This window comes from Streptomyces sp. NBC_00557 (assembly GCF_036345995.1).
Lineage (GTDB): Bacteria > Actinomycetota > Actinomycetes > Streptomycetales > Streptomycetaceae > Streptomyces.
The window spans coordinates 7,946,475-7,966,153 of sequence record NZ_CP107796.1 but is presented as its reverse complement, the minus strand read 5'-3'; the positions used below and the strand labels follow the sequence as shown (position 1 = coordinate 7,966,153).

Genomic DNA, 19,679 nt, shown 5'->3' with positions numbered 1-19,679 from the left:
GGGGCAAAGACATTCCCCGAGCGCTCACCATATCGGCTTTGACCTGCTTGTTTGATCAAGACATTGGTGTGACAACGCAGTCTTGGCAATCAGAGTCGCCAGGTTCCGCACGACCAGGAGAGACAGTGAAGACCACAACCGCCAGAGCCCTTCGGTGCTCGGCCGCGCTCGCCGCCGCCGCGCTCCTCCTCACCGCGTGCGGCTCGTCCGACGACGGCTCCACGGCGCAGTCCGGGACCACGTCGTTCACCGGCCGCGGCCCCATCACCTTCGTCGCCGGAAAGGACACCACCGGCGCCGTCCAGCCCGTCCTGGACCAGTGGAACAAGCTGCACCCGAAGGAGAAGGTCACCTTCATCCAGCTGCCCACGGACGCGGACGCGCAGCGCCAGCAGATGATCCAGAACGCGGAGACGAAGTCCGACGCCTACACGGTGCTCTCCCTGGACGTCGTGTGGACCTCGGAGTTCGCCGCCCACCAGTGGATCGACCGGCTGCCCGCGCAGAGCTTCCCGCTGGACCGGATGCTGAAGCCGGTGGTGGAGACGGCCAAGTACCGCGGCGGTCTCTACGCGGCCCCGTCCAGCTCGGACGGCGGACTGCTGTACTACCGCAGCGACCTGCTCAAGCAGGCCGGAATCACCAAGGCCCCCACCACGTGGGCCGAGTTGAAGGCCGACTGCGCCAAGGTGAAGAAGCTGCCCGCGGCCAAGGGCATGTCCTGCTACGCCGGGCAGTTCCAGAAGTACGAGGGCCTGACGGTCAACTTCTCCGAGGCCGTCGACTCCGCGGGCGGCGTCGTCACCGACGCCAACGGCAGGCCCGACGTCGACACCCCGCAGGCGAGGAAGGGACTGGACTTCCTCGCCGGCTCCTTCCGGGACGGGACGATCCCCAAGGAGGCCATCACCTACCAGGAGGAGGACGGCCGCCAGGCCTTCCAGGCCGGCAAGCTGGTCTTCCTGCGCAACTGGCCGTACATGTACGCCCTCGCCGGCAAGAGCAAGGTGGCCGGCAAGTACGCCGTCGCCCCGCTGCCCGGCCTGACCGGGCCCGGATCCTCCAGCCTGGGCGGCCACAACCTGGCCCTGTCGTCCTTCGCCAGGAACAAGGCCACCGCGCTGGACTTCATGAAGTTCTACAGCAGTGAGACCACCGCGAAGACGTTCCTGGAGAAGGCCTCGCTCGCCCCGCCGTACGCGGCCCTGTACGACGACCCCGCACTGGCCAGGCAGTATCCGTACCTCCCGGTCCTCAAGCAGTCGATCCTGCGGGCCGTGCCGCGCCCGCGGGTCGTGGGATACGGCGATGTCACCTCGGCCGTCCAGCAGGAGGCGTACGCCGCGCTGACCGGCACCAAGACCAGCGCCCAGGCGCTGAAGGACCTGCAGAGCAGGCTGCAGAAGTCCACGGCGCAGTGAGGACCGGGCCCATGACCGACATAGAGATCCCGCCCGGCTCCGCCGTGCCCGAGTCCCCCCGCGCGCTCCCCACCGCGGTGCAGGCCCGGCGTCCCCGGGCGCGCGCCACCTCCGGCACCGGACGGATGGCGGCCCTGCTGGTGTCCCCGACGCTGCTGGTGCTGGCGGTCGTCGTGCTCTACCCGACCGTCATGGCGCTCAGGGAGTCGCTGTACGGTCCGAAGGGCCTGGATCCCAAGACCGGGTTCATCCGCAGCACCGAGCCGTTCGTCGGACTGAAGAACTACGCCGACATCCTCGGCGCCACCGGGGACCGGTTCTGGAACGCCTTCTGGAACACCACCCTCTTCACGGTCGTCACCGTTGGTCTGGAGACGGTGACCGGCGTGGTCATGGCACTGATCATGCACCGGGCGTTCAGCGGCCGGGCCCTGGTCCGGGCGAGCATCCTCGTGCCCTGGGCGGTGCCCACGGCCATCTCCGGCCTGCTGTGGCGGTGGATCTTCAACAGCGACGGCATCGCCAACGCCCTGCTCGGCCGTCAGATCCTGTGGACCACCGAGGGCTTCCACGCCAAGGTCGCGGTCATCGTCGCCGAGGTGTGGAAGACCGCCCCGTTCATCGGCCTGCTGGTGCTGGCCGGCCTGCAGGTGATCCCGAAGGAGGTCTACGAGGCCTCCCGGATCGACGGAGCGAGCGCGCTGCGCCGGTTCTGGCACATCACCCTGCCGCTGGTGAAGCCCGCCCTGCTGGTGGCGATGCTGTTCCGCTGCATGGACGCCCTGCGGATGTTCGACCTGCCGTACATCCTGATCGGCGCGCAGAAGAACTCGGTGGAGACCCTGTCCATGCTGGCGCAGAACGAGGCGTCCAACGTCCGCTTCGGCCCCGCCTCCGCCTACGCGGTCCTGCTCTTCCTCTACGTCTTCCTCATCGCGCTCGCCTTCGTCCGGCTGCTGGGCGCCGATCTCGTCGGCGACAACGCCGGCGGCCACCGCACGCGGACCAGGCTCGGCTTCGCGCGTCGCAGGGAGGTGACGGCATGACGACCGCGGTGAAGTGGCGCGGCCGGCTGCTGTACGTGGGCGTCGCCGCGGTGGTGGCCTACTGCCTGGCGCCGTTCTACTGGATGCTGGTCTCCAGCCTGCGCCGCACCTCCGACATCTTCGACACCTCGCTCGTGCCGTCCCCGGTGTCGTTCGAGAACTACCGCTCCCTGTTCGGCGCCTCCCAGGGCTTCACCCGGGCGCTGCTCAACAGCCTCGTGGTGGCCGGGATCACGACCGTGCTGGCGCTGCTGCTGGCCACGTTCACCGCGTACGCCATGGCCAGGCTGGAGTTCCGCTTCAAGCGGCTGATCCTCACGCTGATCATCGCCACCTCGATGTTCCCGGTGGTGTCGATCGTGGTGCCGCTGCTGAAGCTGTTCACGGACATCGGCTGGATCAACACCTACCAGGCCATGATCGTGCCCAGCATGTCCTTCGCGCTGCCGCTCGCGGTGTGGAACCTGACCACGTTCTTCCGGCAGATGCCGGACGAGCTGGAGCACGCCGCCATGGTCGACGGCTGTACCCGCGGCCAGGCCTTCCGCAAGATCATCATCCCGCTCGCCGCGCCCGGCATCTTCACCACCGCGATCATCACGTTCATCGCCGCGTGGAACGAGTTCCTCATCGCCCTGTCGATGACCAACCGGCCGGACATGCAGACCGCCCCGGTCGCCATCTCCAAGTTCACCGGCGCCACGACGTACGAGACCCCGTTCGGCAGCCAGATGGCCGCCGGCGTCCTCGTCACGATCCCGCTGGTGGTCATGGTGCTGCTCTTCCAGCGCCGCATCGTCGCCGGTCTGACGGCCGGTGCCGCGAAGTAAGCCCCCTTCTCTCCGACAAGGAACAGCATGCCCGGTACCGCACCCTGGTGGCGCAGCGCCGTCATCTACCAGATCTACATCCGCAGTTTCGCCGACGGCAACGGTGACGGCGTCGGCGACATCGCCGGCATCCGCTCCCGTCTGCCGTACCTGAAGTCGCTCGGCGTGGACGCCGTGTGGATCAACCCCTGGTACAAGTCGCCGCAGGCGGACCACGGTTACGACGTCGCCGACTACCGCGCGATCGACCCGCTGTTCGGCACCCTCGAGGAGGCGGAGCAGCTGATCGAGGAGGCCCACCGGCTCGGGATCCGCGTCATCCCCGACATGGTGCCCAACCACACCTCCGACCAGCACGCCTGGTTCCAGGCCGCGCTGGCGGCCGGACCGGGCAGCCCGGAGCGCGACCGTTACGTCTTCCGTCCCGGCCGCGGCCCCGACGGCGCCGAACCCCCCAACGACTGGGTCTCCTCGTTCGGCGGCCCGGCCTGGACCCGGCTGCCGGACGGCGACTGGTACCTGCACCTGTTCGCCCCGCAGCAGCCCGATCTGAACTGGCAACACCCCGAGGTGCGCGCCGAGTTCGAGTCCATTCTGCGGTTCTGGTTCGCCCGGGGCGTGGACGGCTTCCGCATCGACGTCGCCCACGGCCTGATCAAGCACCCCGAACTGCCCGACCTGCCGCCGCCTCCGGCCGGCACCGGCCGGCGCCACCACCATCTCGACCACCCGCACTGGGACCGCGACGAGGTCCACGACATCTACCGGGCCTGGCGGAAGGTGGCCGACGAGTTCCCCGGCGACCGGTGCTTCGTCGCCGAGGCCTGGGCCGACACCCCCGAGCGGCTGGCGGCCTACGTCCGCCCGGACGGCCTGCACACCGCGTTCAACTTCGACTTCCTGATGGCCAGCTGGGACCCCAAGGACCTGCGCACGGTCATCGACGACTCCCTCGCCATGCTCGGCGCGGTCGGCGCGCCCGCCACCTGGGTGCTCTCCAACCACGACGTCATGCGCCATGCCAGCCGGTACGGCCGCCGGGCGGCCAGGCGCTGGGTGGCCAACGAGCGTTACGAGCCGCAGGGCCCCCTCGACCTCGAACTCGGCACCCGCCGTGCGCGCGCCGCCGCCCTGCTGATGCTCGCCCTGCCCGGCGGCGCCTACATCTACCAGGGTGAGGAACTCGGCCTGCCCGAGGTCGAGGACCTCCCGGACGCCGTCCTCCAGGACCCCGTCTGGGAACGCTCCGGGCACACCGACCGCGGCCGCGACGGCTGCCGTGTGCCCCTTCCCTGGTCCGGTCAGGCCGCCCCGTACGGCTTCAGCCCCGAGGGCTCCCCGGCCGCCCCCTGGCTGCCGCAGCCCGCCGACTGGGCGCCGCTCACCGCCGAGGCCCAGACCGGCGACGGCACTTCCATGCTGGAGCTGTACCGCACCGCGCTGCGCCGTCGCCGCGAGCACCCCGCCCTCGGCGACGGCACCCTCACCTGGCTGGACACCCCCGCCGACGTCCTGGCCTTCCGCCGCGACCCCGGCTTCCTGTGCGTGGTCAACCTCTCCGGCGAGCCGTACGAACTGCCCGCCCACAGCGCGGTCCTGCTGACCAGCGGACCCGTCGAGAACGGCCGGCTGGCCCCGGACCAGGCGGCCTGGCTGGCGGGGTAGGAGCCGGTGGCGCAGACGCCCTGACGCACGTCGGCGAATCCGGGCGGCGAAGGGGCCCGCCGAACTCTCGGCCGGGCCCCTTCGAACGGGTGGGCTCCCTGGGGCCGCTGGAAGGTGTTCAGGGCGCCGGGGCCGGCCGTCACGCGGCCACCTCCGCGTTCTTCTTCGACTCGGGCTCACATGCTCCCGGAGCGGAGACGGCGGCGCCCCCCGGTACCGGATCAGGGGCCCGGTCGGAGCGCACCCGCCGTGAACCGAGCGTTCCCTGGGCTCCGGAGCCCGCCGGCACAGGGCGCGGTGTGCGCGCAGGGTTTTCCCTTGCCGTCACTCGGCGTTCGGCGGGCGGCCGGTCCTGAGCATGTGCAGTACGGCCCGTTCGGCAGGTCCTTGTGTGGCGGGAATCCCGTACGGACCTTCGCGGCCGAGCTGGGGCAGCGCGGCGGCGACCGTCACGCCTTCCTCGTACAGTTCGATCACCCGCGGGTTGATGTAGGAGGCGCGGCACACCGCGGGGGTGTTCCCGAGGTACCCGGCCACCTCACGGGCCGCCCGGGCGATGGCCCGGCGCCGGGCGGTCTCGCTGCGCGCCACGGATTGCGAGACGGCCAGGGCCACGGCGGCCATGACGGTGGCGTGCCAGGTGCGGAAGTCCTTGGCGGTGATGTCCAGGCCGGCCAGTTCCCTGAGGTATGCGTTGATGTCGTCGCCGCTCAGCTCGCGCCAGGTGTGCCGCTGCCGGTAGGCCAGAAGCCGGTCGCCCCCGCCCCGGCGCCGTCGCAGCGCGATCAGGGTGCGGCAGGTGGCGGGGTCCGCGACCGTCTTCACGATCTCCTTGCCGTGCTTGCCGGTGAAGCTGAACAGCACGGCGCCGTCCTTGCAGCGGGAGTGCTCGCGCAACAGCGTGGTCAGGCCGTAGCTGTTGTTGAGTTCGGTGTAGCGGTCGCTGCCTGTGCGGAAGAAGCCGAGGTCGAGCAGGCGTACCGCCGTGGCCAGGACCCGCTGCCGGGTCAGCCCCCGATCGCTCAGATGCCCCTCGACTGCCTCCCTCACCGCGGGCAAGGCCTCGGCGACGTCCAGCACGTGCTCGTGCTTGGCCTGCTCCTGCTCGGCACGGAACTGGGGATGGTACAGGTACTGGCGGCGGCCGGCAGCGTCGGTACCCACAGCCTGAAGGTGCCCGTTGGCCCGGGTGCAGATCCACACATCGCGCCAGGCCGGCGGTATCACCAGCCCCTTGACCCTGGACAGCTCCGCCGGATCGCGCAGCGGCTCACCACGGGTGTCGAGATAGCGGAAACCGCGCCCATGCCGTAGGCGGCGGTACCCGGGATCAGTGGGACGACTGTGATAGAGACGCATCCAACCTCCTGGGACTCGCCGGAAGACCGGTCTCCCGCCTCGTCGCCGCACCGCATGCCGGTCATCTGGTTCATCCTTCGACTACCCCCATCGCTGACCCGCATCAGTGGTTTCCTCCGGCAACAAGCAGTGGCCCCATGCCGGGCCCGTCCGGCATACGGGTGGTCCGGGCCGCGCTGCTCGCGAGAAGGGGCTGGTTGTCAGCGAGTTCTGACCGCCACACACATATTCCCGGGCCTTGCCTGCCGCCTGCGCAGGCAAGACCCGGGACGCTTCGATGTCACGGTCCGGGACAGCGGCCCGGGATCACACGCTCAGCCCGCACGCTGTCGCAGCGTCGGCCGGGCCCGGAGACGGAGGCGCCGGCGCCCGCGGCGTCACATGCCGGCGAGCCTGTCACGGGCGCGGTCGAGCATCGCCGCGAACGGACCCGTCAGCCGTTGCAGCCTCGGCGAGCCTGCCGCCATGGGATGCGGGTGGGTGGGAGCGGCCTCCGTGTGTACCCTGCTCATCGGCCGTTCCCCCCTCTGCGCACGAGCCGGCCGCCGCCGACCGGGCCGGGGGCGACGAGTCACGTGGTGACGCGACGGTGAACGGCGTCGAGCATCCGGTCCAGGGGGCCGAGGACCGGTGCAGCGAGCTTGTTCGCGGCTTCGTTGTTGATCAGACGGTGGGGCCGGGTCGGTGCGTAGGCCTGGGTGAGCTTGACCTCGGCGCCCAGCATGCGCAGCCGGGGCAGGCTGACGGCCTTGCGGAGCGCCTGGAACTCCTCGCGCTCCTCACGCGCGGCGTGCTGCGTGACCGCGCGCCTGACCTCGTTCAGACGCCGCAGATAGCCGGCGCCGTCGGGTCCTGTGCGCCACAGGGCGATGAGCAGCTCCTTGGCCTGCTTCTCCTCGTCGCGGCGACGCGCGGCCAGCTGGCGGCCGTGCTGGAGCGCCTTGCGGGCGACAGGGTGGACGTGCGCCTCTTCGGCGGCCTCGTGCACGGCGAGCAGGCGCATCAGCCGGTCGAAGTTCCGGCGGCGCCACGGGCCGGGCAGCGCGGCCTGCAGGAAGCCGAGCCTGATCTGCCGGTGCTGGCGGGTGAGCACGTCCACGACGTTTTCGCCGCCCAGAGCCCGCATCGCCCGCAGAGACCAAGCAGGAGCGGTCGTGGCCGCCTTGGCCGTCGCCTTTCCGGCGAGCAACGGCTTGGTCGCCGTCTTCAGCGCTGCCTGTTTCGTCAGGGTTCCCATGGTCCGTTCCTCCTCACTCCCGCTCAGCGGTCCTGGGTACCCCTGCCTGCACGGCTCACTCTCGTCACCCCGGGCAACCGCCCATGCCCGGAGCGGCCACACAGTCGGCCGCTGCGGCGAAGTCGTCGGCCGGTCGTCCGTCAGGAGACGGCGGGTGAGTTCCTTGGAGTGACGATCCGGCTTGTCCGTTTTCGATGCGGGCCGAAGGGAGAACCCGGGCACTGTACAGAGTGTGCGCTCGGCGGTCGGTGCACTGCCCGGGAAGCATGTGGCGACGGCACCTCCACGCGGCGCGTTTCCCGGCACAGGTGGCGAGGGTCGATGAAAATGTGGAAGAGGAAGAGCGGAAAGACGGAGCAGTCCCGTCTGGAGCTGTGCGACCTGTGCGGGGCCACCTTCGACGAGGGTGAGGCGGTGCGCGCCTACGTGCCCGACTCGTCGTCCGTGGGCTGCGACAACGACTGGTTCGACGGCCTCCGGCTGATCACCGCGTGCAGCGATCCGCACTTCGCGGTCGTGCGGGACGTCTACCGGCACCGCCCGTTCACGGACGAGGAACTGTGGGCGGCGAAGATCAGCCGGGCGCTGACCACCGGCCCGCCCGTCCTCACGTTCGAGGAGCTGGGACGCCGGACCGGGCTGCACGAACCGGAGATCAGACGCGCCATCGCCTGGCACAACGCACGCCTCGGGCCTCGGGACAGGCGCGAGCCATGAGACTCCACGAGCGTCTGGACCGCTACCAAAGAGAGCACCGCTGGGTGGGTCTGCCGCTCGCCGTGCTCTACAAGTTCTACGACGATCAGGGGCTGTACCTCGCCGCCCTCCTGACCTACTACGGTTTCCTCTCCCTCTTCCCGCTCCTGCTCATCCTGGTCGCCGTCCTGAGCACCTTCCTCAGCAACGATCCCGCCCTGCGGGAGCGGATCCTCGACTCGGCCCTGAGCAAGTTCCCCGTCATCGGTGACCAGATCGCCCGCAACATCCACTCCTTCCACGGCAGTGGAGCCGCACTCGCGGTGGGCATCGCGGGCAGCCTGTACGGCTCACTCGGTGTCGCCCAGGCGGCCCAGTACGCCCTCAACAAGATCTGGGCCGTGCCCCGGCACGCCCGGCCGGACCCGATCCGCTCGCGGCTGAAGGGAGTGCTGTTCCTGCTGATACTGGGGCTCGGCCTGTGTGCGTTCACCCTGCTGTCCGTGGCGGCCTCGCAGACGTACCTGTTCGGGGCGCGGCTGCGGGGCGGGGCCTGGATCGCTGCCACCGTGGCGTCCGTGTGCCTCAACACCGGCTTGCTCCTTCTGAGTTACCGCTTGCTGACGCACCGGACGCTGCCGCTGCGCGGGCTCGTCGTCGTCGCGCTCGGCGCCGCCTGCGCCTGGCAGGGGCTGCAGTGGGTGGGGACCTATTACGTCAGCCACGTGCTGCGCGGGGCCACGTCCACCTACGGCATGTTCGGCATCGTCCTGGGGCTGCTCGCCTGGCTCTACGTGGGGGCGGTCATCTTCCTCACGGCCGCCGAGGTCGGAGCCGTACGGCTGCTGCGGCTGTGGCCGCGCAGCCTGCTGACGCCGTTCACGGACCGCGTCGACCTCACCACGGCCGACCGGCGCGCCTACCGGTCCTACGCCGCCACCGAGGCGTTCAAGGGGTTCCAGAAGATCGACGTGCACTTCGGGCCGCCTCCGAATCCTCGGCGCGAGCAACCTCCTGACGGCGATGTCCCGGGCCGGTGACCCGGATGGCCGGATCCCGGCTCGCCTCACGGACGGCTCCCACCGGAGTGGAGACGCGCCGGCCACCGGCCGGCCGCGGTGGGCGCGGTTGCCCGCGGCGCCCGTCAAGGCCGGGGATCGGTCCGCCGCCACCTGCGGCCGGCGTCCTGATGCCGGCGCCCCGCGGCGGAGGCGCAGCGAGGGCACACCCGCCGGACCGCGTCGGCCGCGCCGCCTGATTCCGGGAGGATGTCGGTCCATACGAACGCCGGGAACCGTGCCAGCCGGGACCGGTGCAGTGAGAGGCCGCACGCGGTCTCGTTCCTGCCCTGCTCCCAGGCGTGCACCTCCCCGCCGGGCAGCCAGCGCCGGTCCTCGTCGTCCCACCAACGGCTGGAGGCGGCCACCGCATAACGCGTCCCGGGCATGCGCCACGAGTGCCCATCGCACGCACCCGCATGCCGGCGGCAGAGGTCCCGCGACCTGCGAGCGGTGCCGGGCAGGCGTACGCACCGCCGCGCGGGGTACTCCCCGGTGGTGTCCCTTCCCCGTCGACAGACGGGCCGCGGCCCGTCGGGCAAGGACCGCCATGGCTGCCTCCGACGACACCCTGGATCTGCAGTTCATCGGCACCGCGACAGTCCTGCTGCGGTACGGCGACCTGACCCTGCTGACCGACCCCAACTTCCTGCATCGCGGCGAACGCGCCCACCTCGGGTACGGGCTGACGAGCCCGCGCAGCACCGAACCCGCGCTGGACGTCACGGACCTGCCGCCGCTGGACGCCGTGGTGCTCTCCCACCTCCACGGGGACCACTGGGACCGCGCGGCCAGGCGGCACCTCGACCGTTCCGTGCCGGTCGTGACCACCCCGCACGCCGCCCGCCGTCTGAGCACCTGGCAGGGTTTCCACCGCGCCGGTGGGCTGCGGACCTGGGAGAGCTGCACGTTCCAGCAGGGCGGCTCACAGGTCCGGATCACCGCACTGCCCGGCCGGCACTCCCTGCATCCCGTGCTGCGCCGGCTACTGCCGCCCGTCATGGGCAGCCTGCTGGAGTTCGGCCCCCGCAGCGGGACGGTCGGCACACGGCTGTACGTGTCCGGCGACACGCTCCTCTACGACGGGCTCGACGAGATCGCCCGCCGCTTCCCCGGCACCGACCTGGCCGTCCTCCACCTGGGCGGCACCCGGCTGCCGGGCGGCTTCGTCGTCACCATGGACGGCGCGCAGGGCGCCGAACTGGCCCGCCGCCTCGGCTTTCCCCGGATCCTGCCGGTCCACTACGACGACTATCCCGTCTTCCGCTCACCTCTCGCCGACTTCCGCACCGCCGCCGAACGACTGGGGCTCGGCGACCGGCTGGTCCAGTGCGCCCGCGGACAGCACGCGCTCGTCACGCCGCACGGCGGTCGGCCCGCGGTGCGGTGAAGCCGGGCCCACTGCAGCGGTGCTCCTCGGGTGCCGGATCACGCCCTCCCACGACCGCGCCCGTGGCGAGGTGCCCAAACTCCACATGAAGATCCCCCGGAAGTTGCACCGGAGGTGGGTGGCGCGGTGAGCGTCTGCCGTGCTGGTCCGGTACGCGGTCGCCACCGTCGCGGTGTGGCTCTGGAGCCGGGACTCCGACCGGCGCGGGGAGCGAGTGCTGCACACCGCGCTGCCCATGGCCGTCGCCGGCGTCTTCCTGGTGGTCTCCGCGTTCACCCTGTCCGTCAGCCCGGTCGTCGCGCTGCTCGCGATGTGCGTGGTGGCCGCCGGGGTGTACTCGACCATCTCGCCGTTCTGGGAGCTGCCGGCCGGCACGTTCGCCGGCGCGGCCGCCGCGTCGGGCCTGGCCGCGGGCAACTCCCGTAGCAGCCTGGCCGGTTCCGCCGCCCCGTACGCGGTCGGCGCGCTCAACGACAGCACCGGCGACTCGTGCAGCGGCCTGGTGATGCTCGCGCTCGTCCTGCTGGTGGGCGCCGGTTTCTGGTCCTGTGTACGGGCGGCGGAGTCTCTCCCGCCGGGTGCGCGGAGCGCCGGTGACGTCCCGGAAGACCGCGTCGGCGTGATCGGGCGCGCGGTCCCCGGGAGTGCGTACCAGGCCCCGACAGCCGTATCGCAAGCGGCGGTTGGGGCCTGGTGTGCGAACTCGCCGTGGTGCACCAGCAGCAGCTCGCGCCGCGCTCGGCCGTCAGGGCCCCGCGGTCTCCTCGGCCGGCACCGCCACGGGGACGGCCGTCGCGCCGGGCCCGGTGACGGGCGGCACCGGCACGTCGACGGTGCGGGCCAGCCGGGCGCCCTCGGGGCCGTACGCGGCGCGGGGTTCGGGGAACAGCCGCAGCAGCGCCAGGAAGAGCCCCGCGGCCACCGCCAGGGACAGCGGAAGGCTGATGTCGACACCGCCCGCCAGATCGCCCAGCGGGCCGACGAACTGCCCGGGGATGTCCGTGAACAGCACCCCGATCAGCGCCGACACCCACCAGGCGGTCATGCCGCGCCAGTTCCAGCCGTGCGTGAACCAGTAACGGCCGCCGCGCTGACGGCGGTTGAAGACCTGCAGGGCGTCCGGGTCGTACCAGCCGCGCCGGGTGTAGAAGCCCAGCATCATCACGACCATCCACGGCGTGGTGCAGGTGATGATCATCGTGGCGAACGTGGAGATCGACTGCACGAGGTCCAGGCCGAACCGGCCGATGAAGATGAACGCGATGGACAGGACTCCGACCAGGATCGTCGCCTGCACCCGGGACAGCCGGGGGAAGACGGAGGAGAAGTCCAGTCCCGTGCCGTACAGGGAGGTCGTGCCCGTCGACATGCCGCCGATCAGCGCCAGCAGGCACACCGGCAGGAAGAACCAGCTCGGGGAGATCGCGAGCAGCCCGCCGACGAAGTCCGGTGCGGACGGGTCGACGTACTTCGGGGCCTTGGCTGCGATGATGCTCGCGGTGGCCAGGCCGAAGACGAACGGCAGCAGCGTGGCGATCTGCGACAGGAACGCGGCGCCGACCACCTTGCGGCGTGGGGTCCCGGCCGGGATGTAGCGCGACCAGTCGCCGAGGAACGCGCCGAACGACACCGGGTTGGACAGCACGATCAGGGCCGCGCCGATGAACGAGGGCCAGAACATCGACCGCGTGGCCGCGTCCGCGGAGGCGGTGAACACACCGGCGTACGACGGGTCGAAGTCGCCGGCGAAGGCGACGACACCGAGCAGGAAGAGCACGCTGGCCGACGTCACCGCGATCTTGTTGACGAAGAGCATGAACCGGAAGCCGTACACGCACACGGCGAGGACGAGCCCGGCGAACAGCGCGTAGGCGACGGCGTACGACGCGGTGCTGCGCTCCAGCCCGAACAGCCGGTGCGCGCCGCCGACGAGCGCGTCGCCCGAGCTCCACACGGAGATCGAGAAGAACGCGACCGCCGTCAGCAGGGACAGGAACGAGCCGACGACCCGGCCGTGGACGCCGAGGTGTGCCGAGGAGGAGACGGCGTTGTTGGTGCCGTTGACCGGGCCGAACACGGCCATCGGGCACAGGATCAGCGCGCCCGCGACGACGCCCAGGACGGTGGCGGCCAGGCCCTGCCAGAAGGACAGGCCGAACAGGATCGGGAAGGCGCCGAGGACACAGGTGGAGAAGGTGTTCGCGCCGCCGAAGGCGACCCGGAAGAGGTCCAGCGGCGTCGCGCTGCGGTCGGCGTCGGGAATCCGCTCGACGCCGTAGGGCTCGACCTCGGTCAGCGCGGGCGTTGCCGCGGCGGTCGGCGGGGACTGCGGGGACGGGGAGGACAAGGCGGGCTCCAGCGGAGGTCGGCGGTGGAGCGCGGGGTTGCGCGGCCGGGGGGGGGACGGCTGCTCCCGGCCGCGGGGGTGTGCGGCGGGGAGACCGAAGCCGTCCCGGGGTTGTCCGCCGACGGTACGGCGGCCGCAGGGCCCGGACCAGAGGATGTTCCGTCCATATCCCCGCCCATGGATGGACAGTTCATCCACCCGGCTCCCTAGGGCACGGGACTCGGCGGGAGTTGTGCGGGGCTGACCGGTTCGCCCAGGACGTCGGCCATGAGGTCCCCGCCAACGTCACCACCATCGTGGTCGTAGCCACCTCCCAGCCCGGCTCCGTCAAGGCGCCCGCACAGGCAGTCCCCTCCGCTACCGCCATGTACTGTCTTCCGGCGGGCAGGTACAGATTCAGCGCGGCGGTGTGATGCCGTCCGACGCGCGGCGATGAGGGCAGGGGGACGGCCGGGGCGCACGCCTGCCGGCCGGCCCGTGTCTCCTTTCCCGCGCCGCCCCGCGATCGTGCGCGGCCGCCGCTGACAGTGGCAGCGGTCCGGGCGGCCTCACAGCATGACCTCACGCGTGGCGGGCGCCGGGCGGCGGGGCCGCCTCGATGCCGGCCAGGATGAGGTCGATGCCGGCGAGGAACTGCTCCCGGTCGTCGTGTTCGGGCAGGTGGGCCGCCAGCCGGTGCACGAACGGGTACCGGGCCGGGTCGAGCCTGGCCCACTGCTCGGCGATGCCGCCCAGGAAGGCCGTGCGATCGGTGCCGGGCGCGTGGGCGCGGGCGTTCGCGGCGTTCTGGCCGGCGACGCCGAGGATGTAGTTCAGCAGCGCCGACGCGGAGTGGAACCACGCCTCCTCGGGGACGCCGAGCGCCTGGAGCCGGCCGCCGATGCCCTCCAGGATCTGCGGCATCGCCGGGAGCCACGGCGCGCGGGACAGCTGGGCGCCCACCCAGGGGTGGGCGTCGATCGCGTCGAAGAGTCCGAGGGCGAGGGCGCGGATCGCCTCCCTCGGCTCCCCGCCGCTCGCCACGTCCGTCACGACGCGGCCGATGACGTCGTCGGTGGCCGCGGCCAGCAGGTCGTCCTTGTCGGCGATGTGCCAGTAGATCGCGCCGCTGCCGGTCGCCAGGCGCTTGGCGAGCGCGCGGAACGTCAGAGCGCTCTCGCCCCCGGTGTCGAGGATCTCGATCGCCGCCTCGACGATCCGCTCCTTGGAGAGCGCGTCGGAGCGTCGTTCGGGCCGCTGCGGTCTGGTCGTCGCCATGCACACAAGTTTGACACGGCTGGAACAGCGTTCCAGATTCTGACTTCTGGAACGGCGTTCCAGTCTTCTGGCGATCACCACCCGACGGAGCACCTCATGACGACATCGGCCTCCACGACCGCACCGGCCCCGGTCAGCATCATCGGCGCCGGTCTCGGCGGTCTCACCCTCGCCCGCGTCCTGCACGTGCACGGCATTGCCTCGACCGTCTACGAGGCGGACCCGTCGCCCGAGGCCAGAAGGCAGGGCGGGCAGCTCGACATCCATGAGAACGACGGCCGGCGCGCCCTCGCGGCTGCCGGCCTCACGGAGGAGTTCCGCGCGATCATCCACGAGGGCGCCGAGGCGATGCGAGTCCTCGACCAGGACGGCGCGCTGCTGCTCGACCTGCCCGACGACGGAACCGCCAAGCGCCCCGAGGTGCTCCGGGGCGACCTGCGCCGCATCCTGCTCGACTCCCTGCCCGAGGGGACCGTCCAGTGGGGGCGCAAACTCACTACCGTACGACCGCTCGGCGGCGGCCGGCACGAGCTGACGTTCGCCGACGGGGCGACCGTCACCAGCGGCCTCCTCGTCGGTGCGGACGGCGCCTGGTCCAGGGTCAGGCCGCTGGTTTCCCCTGCCACGCCGACGTACACCGGCATCACGTTCGTCGAGACCTACCTGTACGACGTCGACCGCCGGCACCCCGCGGCGGCCGAGGCGGTCGGCCGGGGCGCCATGTGCGCCCTCTCGCCGGGGAAGGCGATCGCGGCCCACCGCGAGGCGGGGGGCGTCATCCACACGTACGCCCAGCTGAACCGCCCCGCCGAGTGGGCCGACGCCCTCCGCCGCACCGATCCGGCCACCGCGCGCGCCCGGGTCGCGGCCGAGTTCGAGGGATGGGCCCCGCAGCTCACCGCGCTGATCACCGACGGCGAGACCGATCCGGTCGCCCGCATGATCCACACGCTGCCGGACGGCCACCGCTGGGACCGCGTCCCCGGAGTGACCCTCCTCGGCGACGCGGCGCACCTGATGCCGCCGTCCGGCGACGGCGCCAACCTGGCCATGTTCGACGGCGCCGAACTCGGCCGGGCCGTCGCCGAGCATCCCGGTGACGTCGAGGCCGCGCTCACCACGTACGAGAAGGCACTGTTCGACCGCACCGAGCCCTTCTACGCCGACGCACGCGAGATCCTGGACCTGTGCCTCGGCGACCGGGCGCCGCACGGCTTCGTCGAGTTCTTCACCGGCGTTCGTCAGGAGCGGTAGGGACCCCGGCCGGGCCATGCCGGGGCCGCCCGAGGGCCGCGGTTCCGCCGGCCTCGACCGGGTGTCAGCGGCGGGTCTCGATCTTCAGGTCACCAGCCGTCACCCTGCGGATGTGGTCGCCGGCGAGCAGGGTGTGCGGGTAGCCGAGGTCGATGGCGCCGGCCTCCTCGAGGCGGGCCAGTTGGGCGGGGGTGAAATCGACGTCCAGGGCGCCCAGGTTGTCCTCCAGTTGTGCGGGGGTGCGGGCGCCGATGATCGGTGCCGTCACGGCCGGGTTCTGCAGGACCCAGGCCAGTCCGACCTGGGCGGGTGTGCGGCCCAGCTCCGCGGCGACCTCCTTCACGACGTCGGCGATGGCGAGGCCGCGTTCGGTGACCATGCCGAGGGCGACGTTGAAGCTCTTGCGGGTGCGGTCGCCGAAAGCGCCGTTCTGCGCGGTCAGGTCCTCGCGGCTGTACGTGCCGGTGAGCACTCCGCCGGCCAGCGGGGAGAACGGGACGACGCCCAGTCCCATCTCACGCGCCATGGGGATGAGGTCGCGTTCCCCGCCGCGCTCGATCAGGTTGTATTCGATCTGCAGCGCGACCAGTGGCGACCAGCCCCGCAGGTCGGCGATGGTCTGCATCCGCGACACCTGCCAGGCCGGGGCGGTGGAGACGGCCACGTACAGAACCTTGCCCTGGCGGACCAAGTCGTCCATGCCGCGCAGGATTTCCTCGACCGGCGTCCTGTCGTCCCACACGTGCAGGTACAGCAGATCGATGTAGTCCGTATCGAGCTGTCGCAGACTGGCTTCCACCGACGCGAAGAGGCTCTTGCGGTGGGCGCCGCCGGAATTCGGGTCGCCGGAGCGGCGCAGCGTCGTGTATTTCGTCGCCAGCACCAGGCTTTCCCGGTTCGCGCGGGTGAACTCGCCCAGCAGACGCTCGGAGCTGCCATCGGTGTAGGTGCTGGCGGTGTCGATGAAGTTGCCGCCGCGCTCGACGTAGATGTCGAACAGTTTGCGCGCCTCGTCCCGCTCGGCTCCCCATCCCCACTCGGTGCCGAAGGTCGCCGCCCCGAGCGCCAGCGGCGAGACGCGCAGCCCGGAGCGGCCCAGCAGCCGATAGGTGTCGAGGGTGAGCGACATCGTGTCCTCCTGTGCCGGTGATCCGATGGGGTGATCCGTGCCGGGGACCAGCCTGTGACCGCCGCGAACCGGGGAGAAGGGAAGGATCTTCCTGGGAACACCGGTCCCAGGAAGGCTGTTGGACCGGCCATGACGACCCGCACCGTGGATACGACACAGGAGCTGGCCGCGTTCCTGCGGACCCGGCGCGAGCGCCTGCACCCGCGTGATGTCGGCCTGCCGTCGCGCCGGCAGGCCCGGCGCACCCCGGGACTGCGCCGCGAAGAGGTCGCCGAGCTGGCCGGGGTCAGCACCGATTACATCGTGCGGCTGGAACAGGCCCGCGGGCTGCGGCCCTCGGCCGACGTGGTGGAGGCACTGGCCCGGGCGCTGCGCCTGGCTCCCGACGAACGCGCCTACCTCTTCGACCTGGCCCGGCAGCGCCCGCGCACTGCCGACAGGCCCGCCACCCAGGCAGCGCCTCCGCTGGCCCGGCTGGTCACCGACCTGTCGCCACTGCCGGCCATGCTGATGAACCACCGCTACGACATCCTGGCCTGGAACGGCGAAATGGCCCGGCTGCTGCTGGACTTCGACACCCTGCTGCCGTCGCGGCGCAACGCGATGTGGCTGTGCCTGATGCATCCGGAGATGCGTGAGCTCTACGTCGACCGCGAACGTGTGGTGCGGGACGGCGTCGCCCACCTGCGCGCCGCGTGGGCGGCCCATCCGGAGGATCAGGCGCTGTCCGGCCTCATCACCGAATTCACCACGCGGGACGCGGAGTTCTCCCGCGTGTGGGCCGAGCGGAACGTCAAGGTCAACGGCCGCGGACGCAAGGAGATGCGGCATCCTGACGTCGGTGCGCTCGCCGTGCATTTCGAAGTGCTGATGCCGATCCAGGACACGGACCAGCGGTTGATGATCTGCCGCGCCGCGGACGACGAGAGCCAGGCGGCACTGGACCGGTTGCGCACGCGGTGAGCCGGGCCGTCCCTTCACCCTGCACGCCCTGAGCCGCGAACCTGCAGGGTCGGCGGCTCGTCCAGGTCACGACGGGCCAGGGCCGGGCAGACGGCAGGCGTCCCGCCCGTGCCCTCCCCGCCCGACCGCCGGCGCCGGCCCTGCGCCCGCTCCTCGGACCGGGCGAGCGCGGTCGGCAGGTCGTCGAGCAGGGCGGGTGCCGGTGGCGGGGAGGCGAGGCGGTCACCGATGCCGCCCACGGCGCCTCCGACACCCGCGTAAGGTCCACGACCGGCTGGTGCAGTGCCCAGCGGCCCGCCGACCACGCTCGTCCGGGCGGGCCGCGACGGCCACGCGGCGGCCCGCCCGGTCCTTCTGCGGCGCCTACCGCCGGGCGTCACCGCGCTCGTGAGTCGGCGCCGCGCAGGAAGACGGCGCTGGTGAGCGTGCCCAGGAGCACGAGGGCGGCGTTCACCGCGATCGCGGCCTTCAGGCCGCCGAGGACGGCCGCAGCTCCGGTGCCGGTCATCGTGGCGGTGGCGATGGCGCTCATGACCGGCGTGCCCATGGTGATGCCGATCTGCTGCGTCATGGTGGCGAGCCCGGTGGCCAGGCCCTGTTCACGGTCGGCGAGCCCGGAGGTGGCGGTGACCATGAAACCGACGATGACGAGCATGTTCCCGACGCCGCCGGCGAAGGTGGCGACCAGCAGCAGCCCCATCCACCCGCGGTCGTCGCCGAGGCCGAGCAGGGCGGCCGTGAACACCGTCTGCAGCAGGCCGCCGGTGATCAGCGTGCTCTTGCTGCCGATCTTCCCGATGACCTTCGGGGCGACGGATCCGCCGACGACCGTGCCGATGCCCAGCACGCCGAAGGACAGTCCCGCGGCCAGCGCCGAGAAGCCCAGCACCTTCTGGAGGTAGAGGGTGAGCAGGAAGACCAGGGAGGTCTCGGTGAGGAAGGCGATCAGACCAGCGAGGTTGCCCCAGGCCACCGACCGCTTGCCGAGCACGCCGAGCGGCACCAGGGGCGCCGCCACCTTGCGCTCGACGGCGTAGAAGACCAGGAGCAGCACGACACCGGCAGCCAGGGGCAGCAGTGCCGAGGACGAGCCCCAGCCGTGTTCGCCGGCCTGGGTGAGGCCGAGGACGATGGCGAGCAGGCCGAGCGTGACGCTGACGGCGCCGGGCACGTCCAGCTTCGGGCGCTCGTCCGGCCGGGACTCCTTGATGACGGCCGGTGCGACGAGGAGGACGGCGAGGGCGACGGGCACGTTGATGAAGAACGCCCATCGCCATGACAGCAGGTCGGTGAGCAGGCCGCCGAGGATGGCGCCGGTGGTGAACCCGGCGGACATCAGCGCGCCGTTCAGGCCGAGGGCCTTCTCCCGCAGCGGGCCCTCGGGGAACGAGGTGGTCAGCAGGGACAGGCCGGCCGGGGTCACCGCGGCGGTGGCCAGGCCCTGGAAGACGCGTGCCGTGATCAGCACCTCGGGGTTCTGCGCCAGGCCGCCCGCCAGTGAGGCCACGCCCAGTACGGCGAGGCCGCCGAGGAACAGCCGCCGGCGCCCGAACAGGTCGGCTACGCGTCCGAACAGCAGGGTGAAGCCGGCCGCGCACAGGGCGAACGCGGTCCCGATCCACTGCAGGTGTGCCAAAGAAAAGCCGAGGCCCTCGCCGATCACGGGTAGGGCGACGTTCAGGATGGAGAAGTCCACGGCCAGCATGAACTGGGCCGCGAGCAGCAGCACCAGCACCAGCCGCAGCCGGGGGGTGAGGACGGCCGGGGCCGTACCACCGGCCGCAGCCCGGGCGTCGGCAGTACCGGCGGTTTCCGCATCGGTGATGGACATGACGGCGATATCCCTTTCTCTCGGGCGCGGGCGTCGTGGGCGCCGCTCGGGAAGGAGACTCGTCCGCGCCGGGAAGGCCGGCCAGAACCCTGTCTCGCCCAGCCTGCGCAAGGGTGGTCATCGCATGACCACCCTGACCGCACCCGACCGCCGTGATCCACGGGCATCATGGACGCAGAGCCGCTCACGAGCGCAG

The 19,679-nt window shown here is 71.5% G+C and carries 18 protein-coding genes; 9 read left to right on the top strand and 9 right to left on the bottom strand.

Annotated features, from left to right (window positions below; all coding sequences use genetic code 11):
* Window positions 1-125 precede the first annotated feature (125 nt).
* From OG956_RS35460 to OG956_RS35445, 4 genes are read left to right on the top strand one after another with little or no spacing between them, the layout of a single operon-like run.
* Window positions 126-1,421 carry an ABC transporter substrate-binding protein gene (locus OG956_RS35460; RefSeq protein WP_330342120.1) on the top strand — a complete coding sequence of 432 codons (1,296 nt, stop codon included), beginning with the start codon at window positions 126-128 and terminating at the stop codon, window positions 1,419-1,421.
* Between the two features lie 11 nt (window positions 1,422-1,432).
* On the top strand, window positions 1,433-2,467 hold the full coding sequence (locus OG956_RS35455) for a carbohydrate ABC transporter permease (protein WP_330342119.1): 1,035 nt from the start codon (window positions 1,433-1,435) through the stop codon (window positions 2,465-2,467).
* Window positions 2,464-3,297, top strand: coding sequence for a carbohydrate ABC transporter permease (locus tag OG956_RS35450; protein ID WP_330342118.1), 834 nt, complete (start codon window positions 2,464-2,466; stop codon window positions 3,295-3,297). The genes OG956_RS35455 and OG956_RS35450 overlap by 4 nt, the downstream gene beginning before the upstream one ends.
* A 27-nt stretch (window positions 3,298-3,324) precedes the next feature.
* The gene (locus OG956_RS35445; RefSeq protein ID WP_330342117.1) at window positions 3,325-4,962 is read left to right on the top strand and encodes a glycoside hydrolase family 13 protein; all 1,638 of its coding nucleotides are present in this window, start codon (window positions 3,325-3,327) and stop codon (window positions 4,960-4,962) included.
* A 324-nt stretch (window positions 4,963-5,286) separates the two neighbouring features.
* Here OG956_RS35445 and OG956_RS35440 read toward each other — a convergent pair whose 3' ends face one another.
* From OG956_RS35440 to OG956_RS35430, 3 genes are all read right to left on the bottom strand, one after another.
* Entirely contained in the window at window positions 5,287-6,321 is a 1,035-nt protein-coding gene (locus OG956_RS35440; RefSeq protein ID WP_330342116.1) for a DNA topoisomerase IB, read from the bottom strand.
* A gap of 377 nt (window positions 6,322-6,698) precedes the next feature.
* A complete protein-coding gene (locus OG956_RS35435) occupies window positions 6,699-6,833 on the bottom strand; it encodes a hypothetical protein (RefSeq protein ID WP_330342115.1) in 135 nt (44 codons plus the stop codon).
* Between the two features lie 59 nt (window positions 6,834-6,892).
* Entirely contained in the window at window positions 6,893-7,558 is a 666-nt protein-coding gene (locus OG956_RS35430) for a hemerythrin domain-containing protein (RefSeq protein ID WP_330342114.1), read from the bottom strand.
* A 327-nt stretch (window positions 7,559-7,885) separates the two neighbouring features.
* Here OG956_RS35430 and OG956_RS35425 point away from each other — a divergent pair, with 327 nt between their 5' ends.
* Together OG956_RS35425 and OG956_RS35420 are read left to right on the top strand one after the other, a co-directional pair.
* Window positions 7,886-8,275 (top strand): hypothetical protein, encoded by a 390-nt coding sequence (locus OG956_RS35425; RefSeq protein ID WP_330343035.1) that lies wholly within the window; start codon window positions 7,886-7,888, stop codon window positions 8,273-8,275.
* A complete protein-coding gene (locus tag OG956_RS35420) occupies window positions 8,272-9,294 on the top strand; it encodes a YihY/virulence factor BrkB family protein (RefSeq protein ID WP_330342113.1) in 1,023 nt (340 codons plus the stop codon). The genes OG956_RS35425 and OG956_RS35420 overlap by 4 nt, the downstream gene beginning before the upstream one ends.
* 104 nt (window positions 9,295-9,398) lie before the next feature.
* Here the strand turns inward: OG956_RS35420 and OG956_RS35415 are convergent, their stop codons facing one another.
* Window positions 9,399-9,701, bottom strand: a complete 303-nt coding sequence (locus tag OG956_RS35415) for a hypothetical protein (RefSeq protein WP_330342112.1) — start codon at window positions 9,699-9,701, stop codon at window positions 9,399-9,401.
* Window positions 9,702-9,862: 161 nt separating this feature from the next.
* Between OG956_RS35415 and OG956_RS35410 the strand changes: the two genes are divergently transcribed.
* Window positions 9,863-10,702, top strand: a complete 840-nt coding sequence (locus OG956_RS35410) for an MBL fold metallo-hydrolase (RefSeq protein ID WP_330342111.1) — start codon at window positions 9,863-9,865, stop codon at window positions 10,700-10,702.
* Between the two features lie 745 nt (window positions 10,703-11,447).
* Here the strand turns inward: OG956_RS35410 and OG956_RS35405 are convergent.
* Together OG956_RS35405 and OG956_RS35400 are read right to left on the bottom strand one after the other, a co-directional pair.
* Window positions 11,448-13,049: a purine-cytosine permease family protein gene (locus tag OG956_RS35405; protein WP_330342110.1), complete on the bottom strand. Its 1,602-nt coding sequence runs from the start codon at window positions 13,047-13,049 to the stop codon at window positions 11,448-11,450.
* A gap of 561 nt (window positions 13,050-13,610) precedes the next feature.
* Window positions 13,611-14,306: a TetR/AcrR family transcriptional regulator gene (locus tag OG956_RS35400; RefSeq protein ID WP_330342109.1), complete on the bottom strand. Its 696-nt coding sequence runs from the start codon at window positions 14,304-14,306 to the stop codon at window positions 13,611-13,613.
* A 96-nt stretch (window positions 14,307-14,402) separates the two neighbouring features.
* Between OG956_RS35400 and OG956_RS35395 the strand changes: the two genes are divergently transcribed.
* Window positions 14,403-15,560, top strand: a complete 1,158-nt coding sequence (locus tag OG956_RS35395; protein WP_330342108.1) for an FAD-dependent oxidoreductase — start codon at window positions 14,403-14,405, stop codon at window positions 15,558-15,560.
* A gap of 64 nt (window positions 15,561-15,624) precedes the next feature.
* On the opposite strand, the gene OG956_RS35390 is transcribed toward OG956_RS35395, so the two are convergent.
* Window positions 15,625-16,689: an aldo/keto reductase gene (locus tag OG956_RS35390; RefSeq protein WP_330342107.1), complete on the bottom strand. Its 1,065-nt coding sequence runs from the start codon at window positions 16,687-16,689 to the stop codon at window positions 15,625-15,627.
* A gap of 129 nt (window positions 16,690-16,818) precedes the next feature.
* Here OG956_RS35390 and OG956_RS35385 point away from each other — a divergent pair, with 129 nt between their 5' ends.
* Window positions 16,819-17,652: a helix-turn-helix transcriptional regulator gene (locus OG956_RS35385; RefSeq protein WP_330342106.1), complete on the top strand. Its 834-nt coding sequence runs from the start codon at window positions 16,819-16,821 to the stop codon at window positions 17,650-17,652.
* 14 nt (window positions 17,653-17,666) lie between these two features.
* Here the strand turns inward: OG956_RS35385 and OG956_RS35380 are convergent, their stop codons facing one another.
* Both OG956_RS35380 and OG956_RS35375 read right to left on the bottom strand, forming a co-directional pair.
* A complete protein-coding gene (locus OG956_RS35380; RefSeq protein ID WP_330342105.1) occupies window positions 17,667-17,891 on the bottom strand; it encodes a hypothetical protein in 225 nt (74 codons plus the stop codon).
* A gap of 137 nt (window positions 17,892-18,028) precedes the next feature.
* Window positions 18,029-19,483, bottom strand: coding sequence for an MFS transporter (locus OG956_RS35375; RefSeq protein ID WP_330342104.1), 1,455 nt, complete (start codon window positions 19,481-19,483; stop codon window positions 18,029-18,031).
* Between the last annotated feature and the right edge of the window lie 196 nt (window positions 19,484-19,679).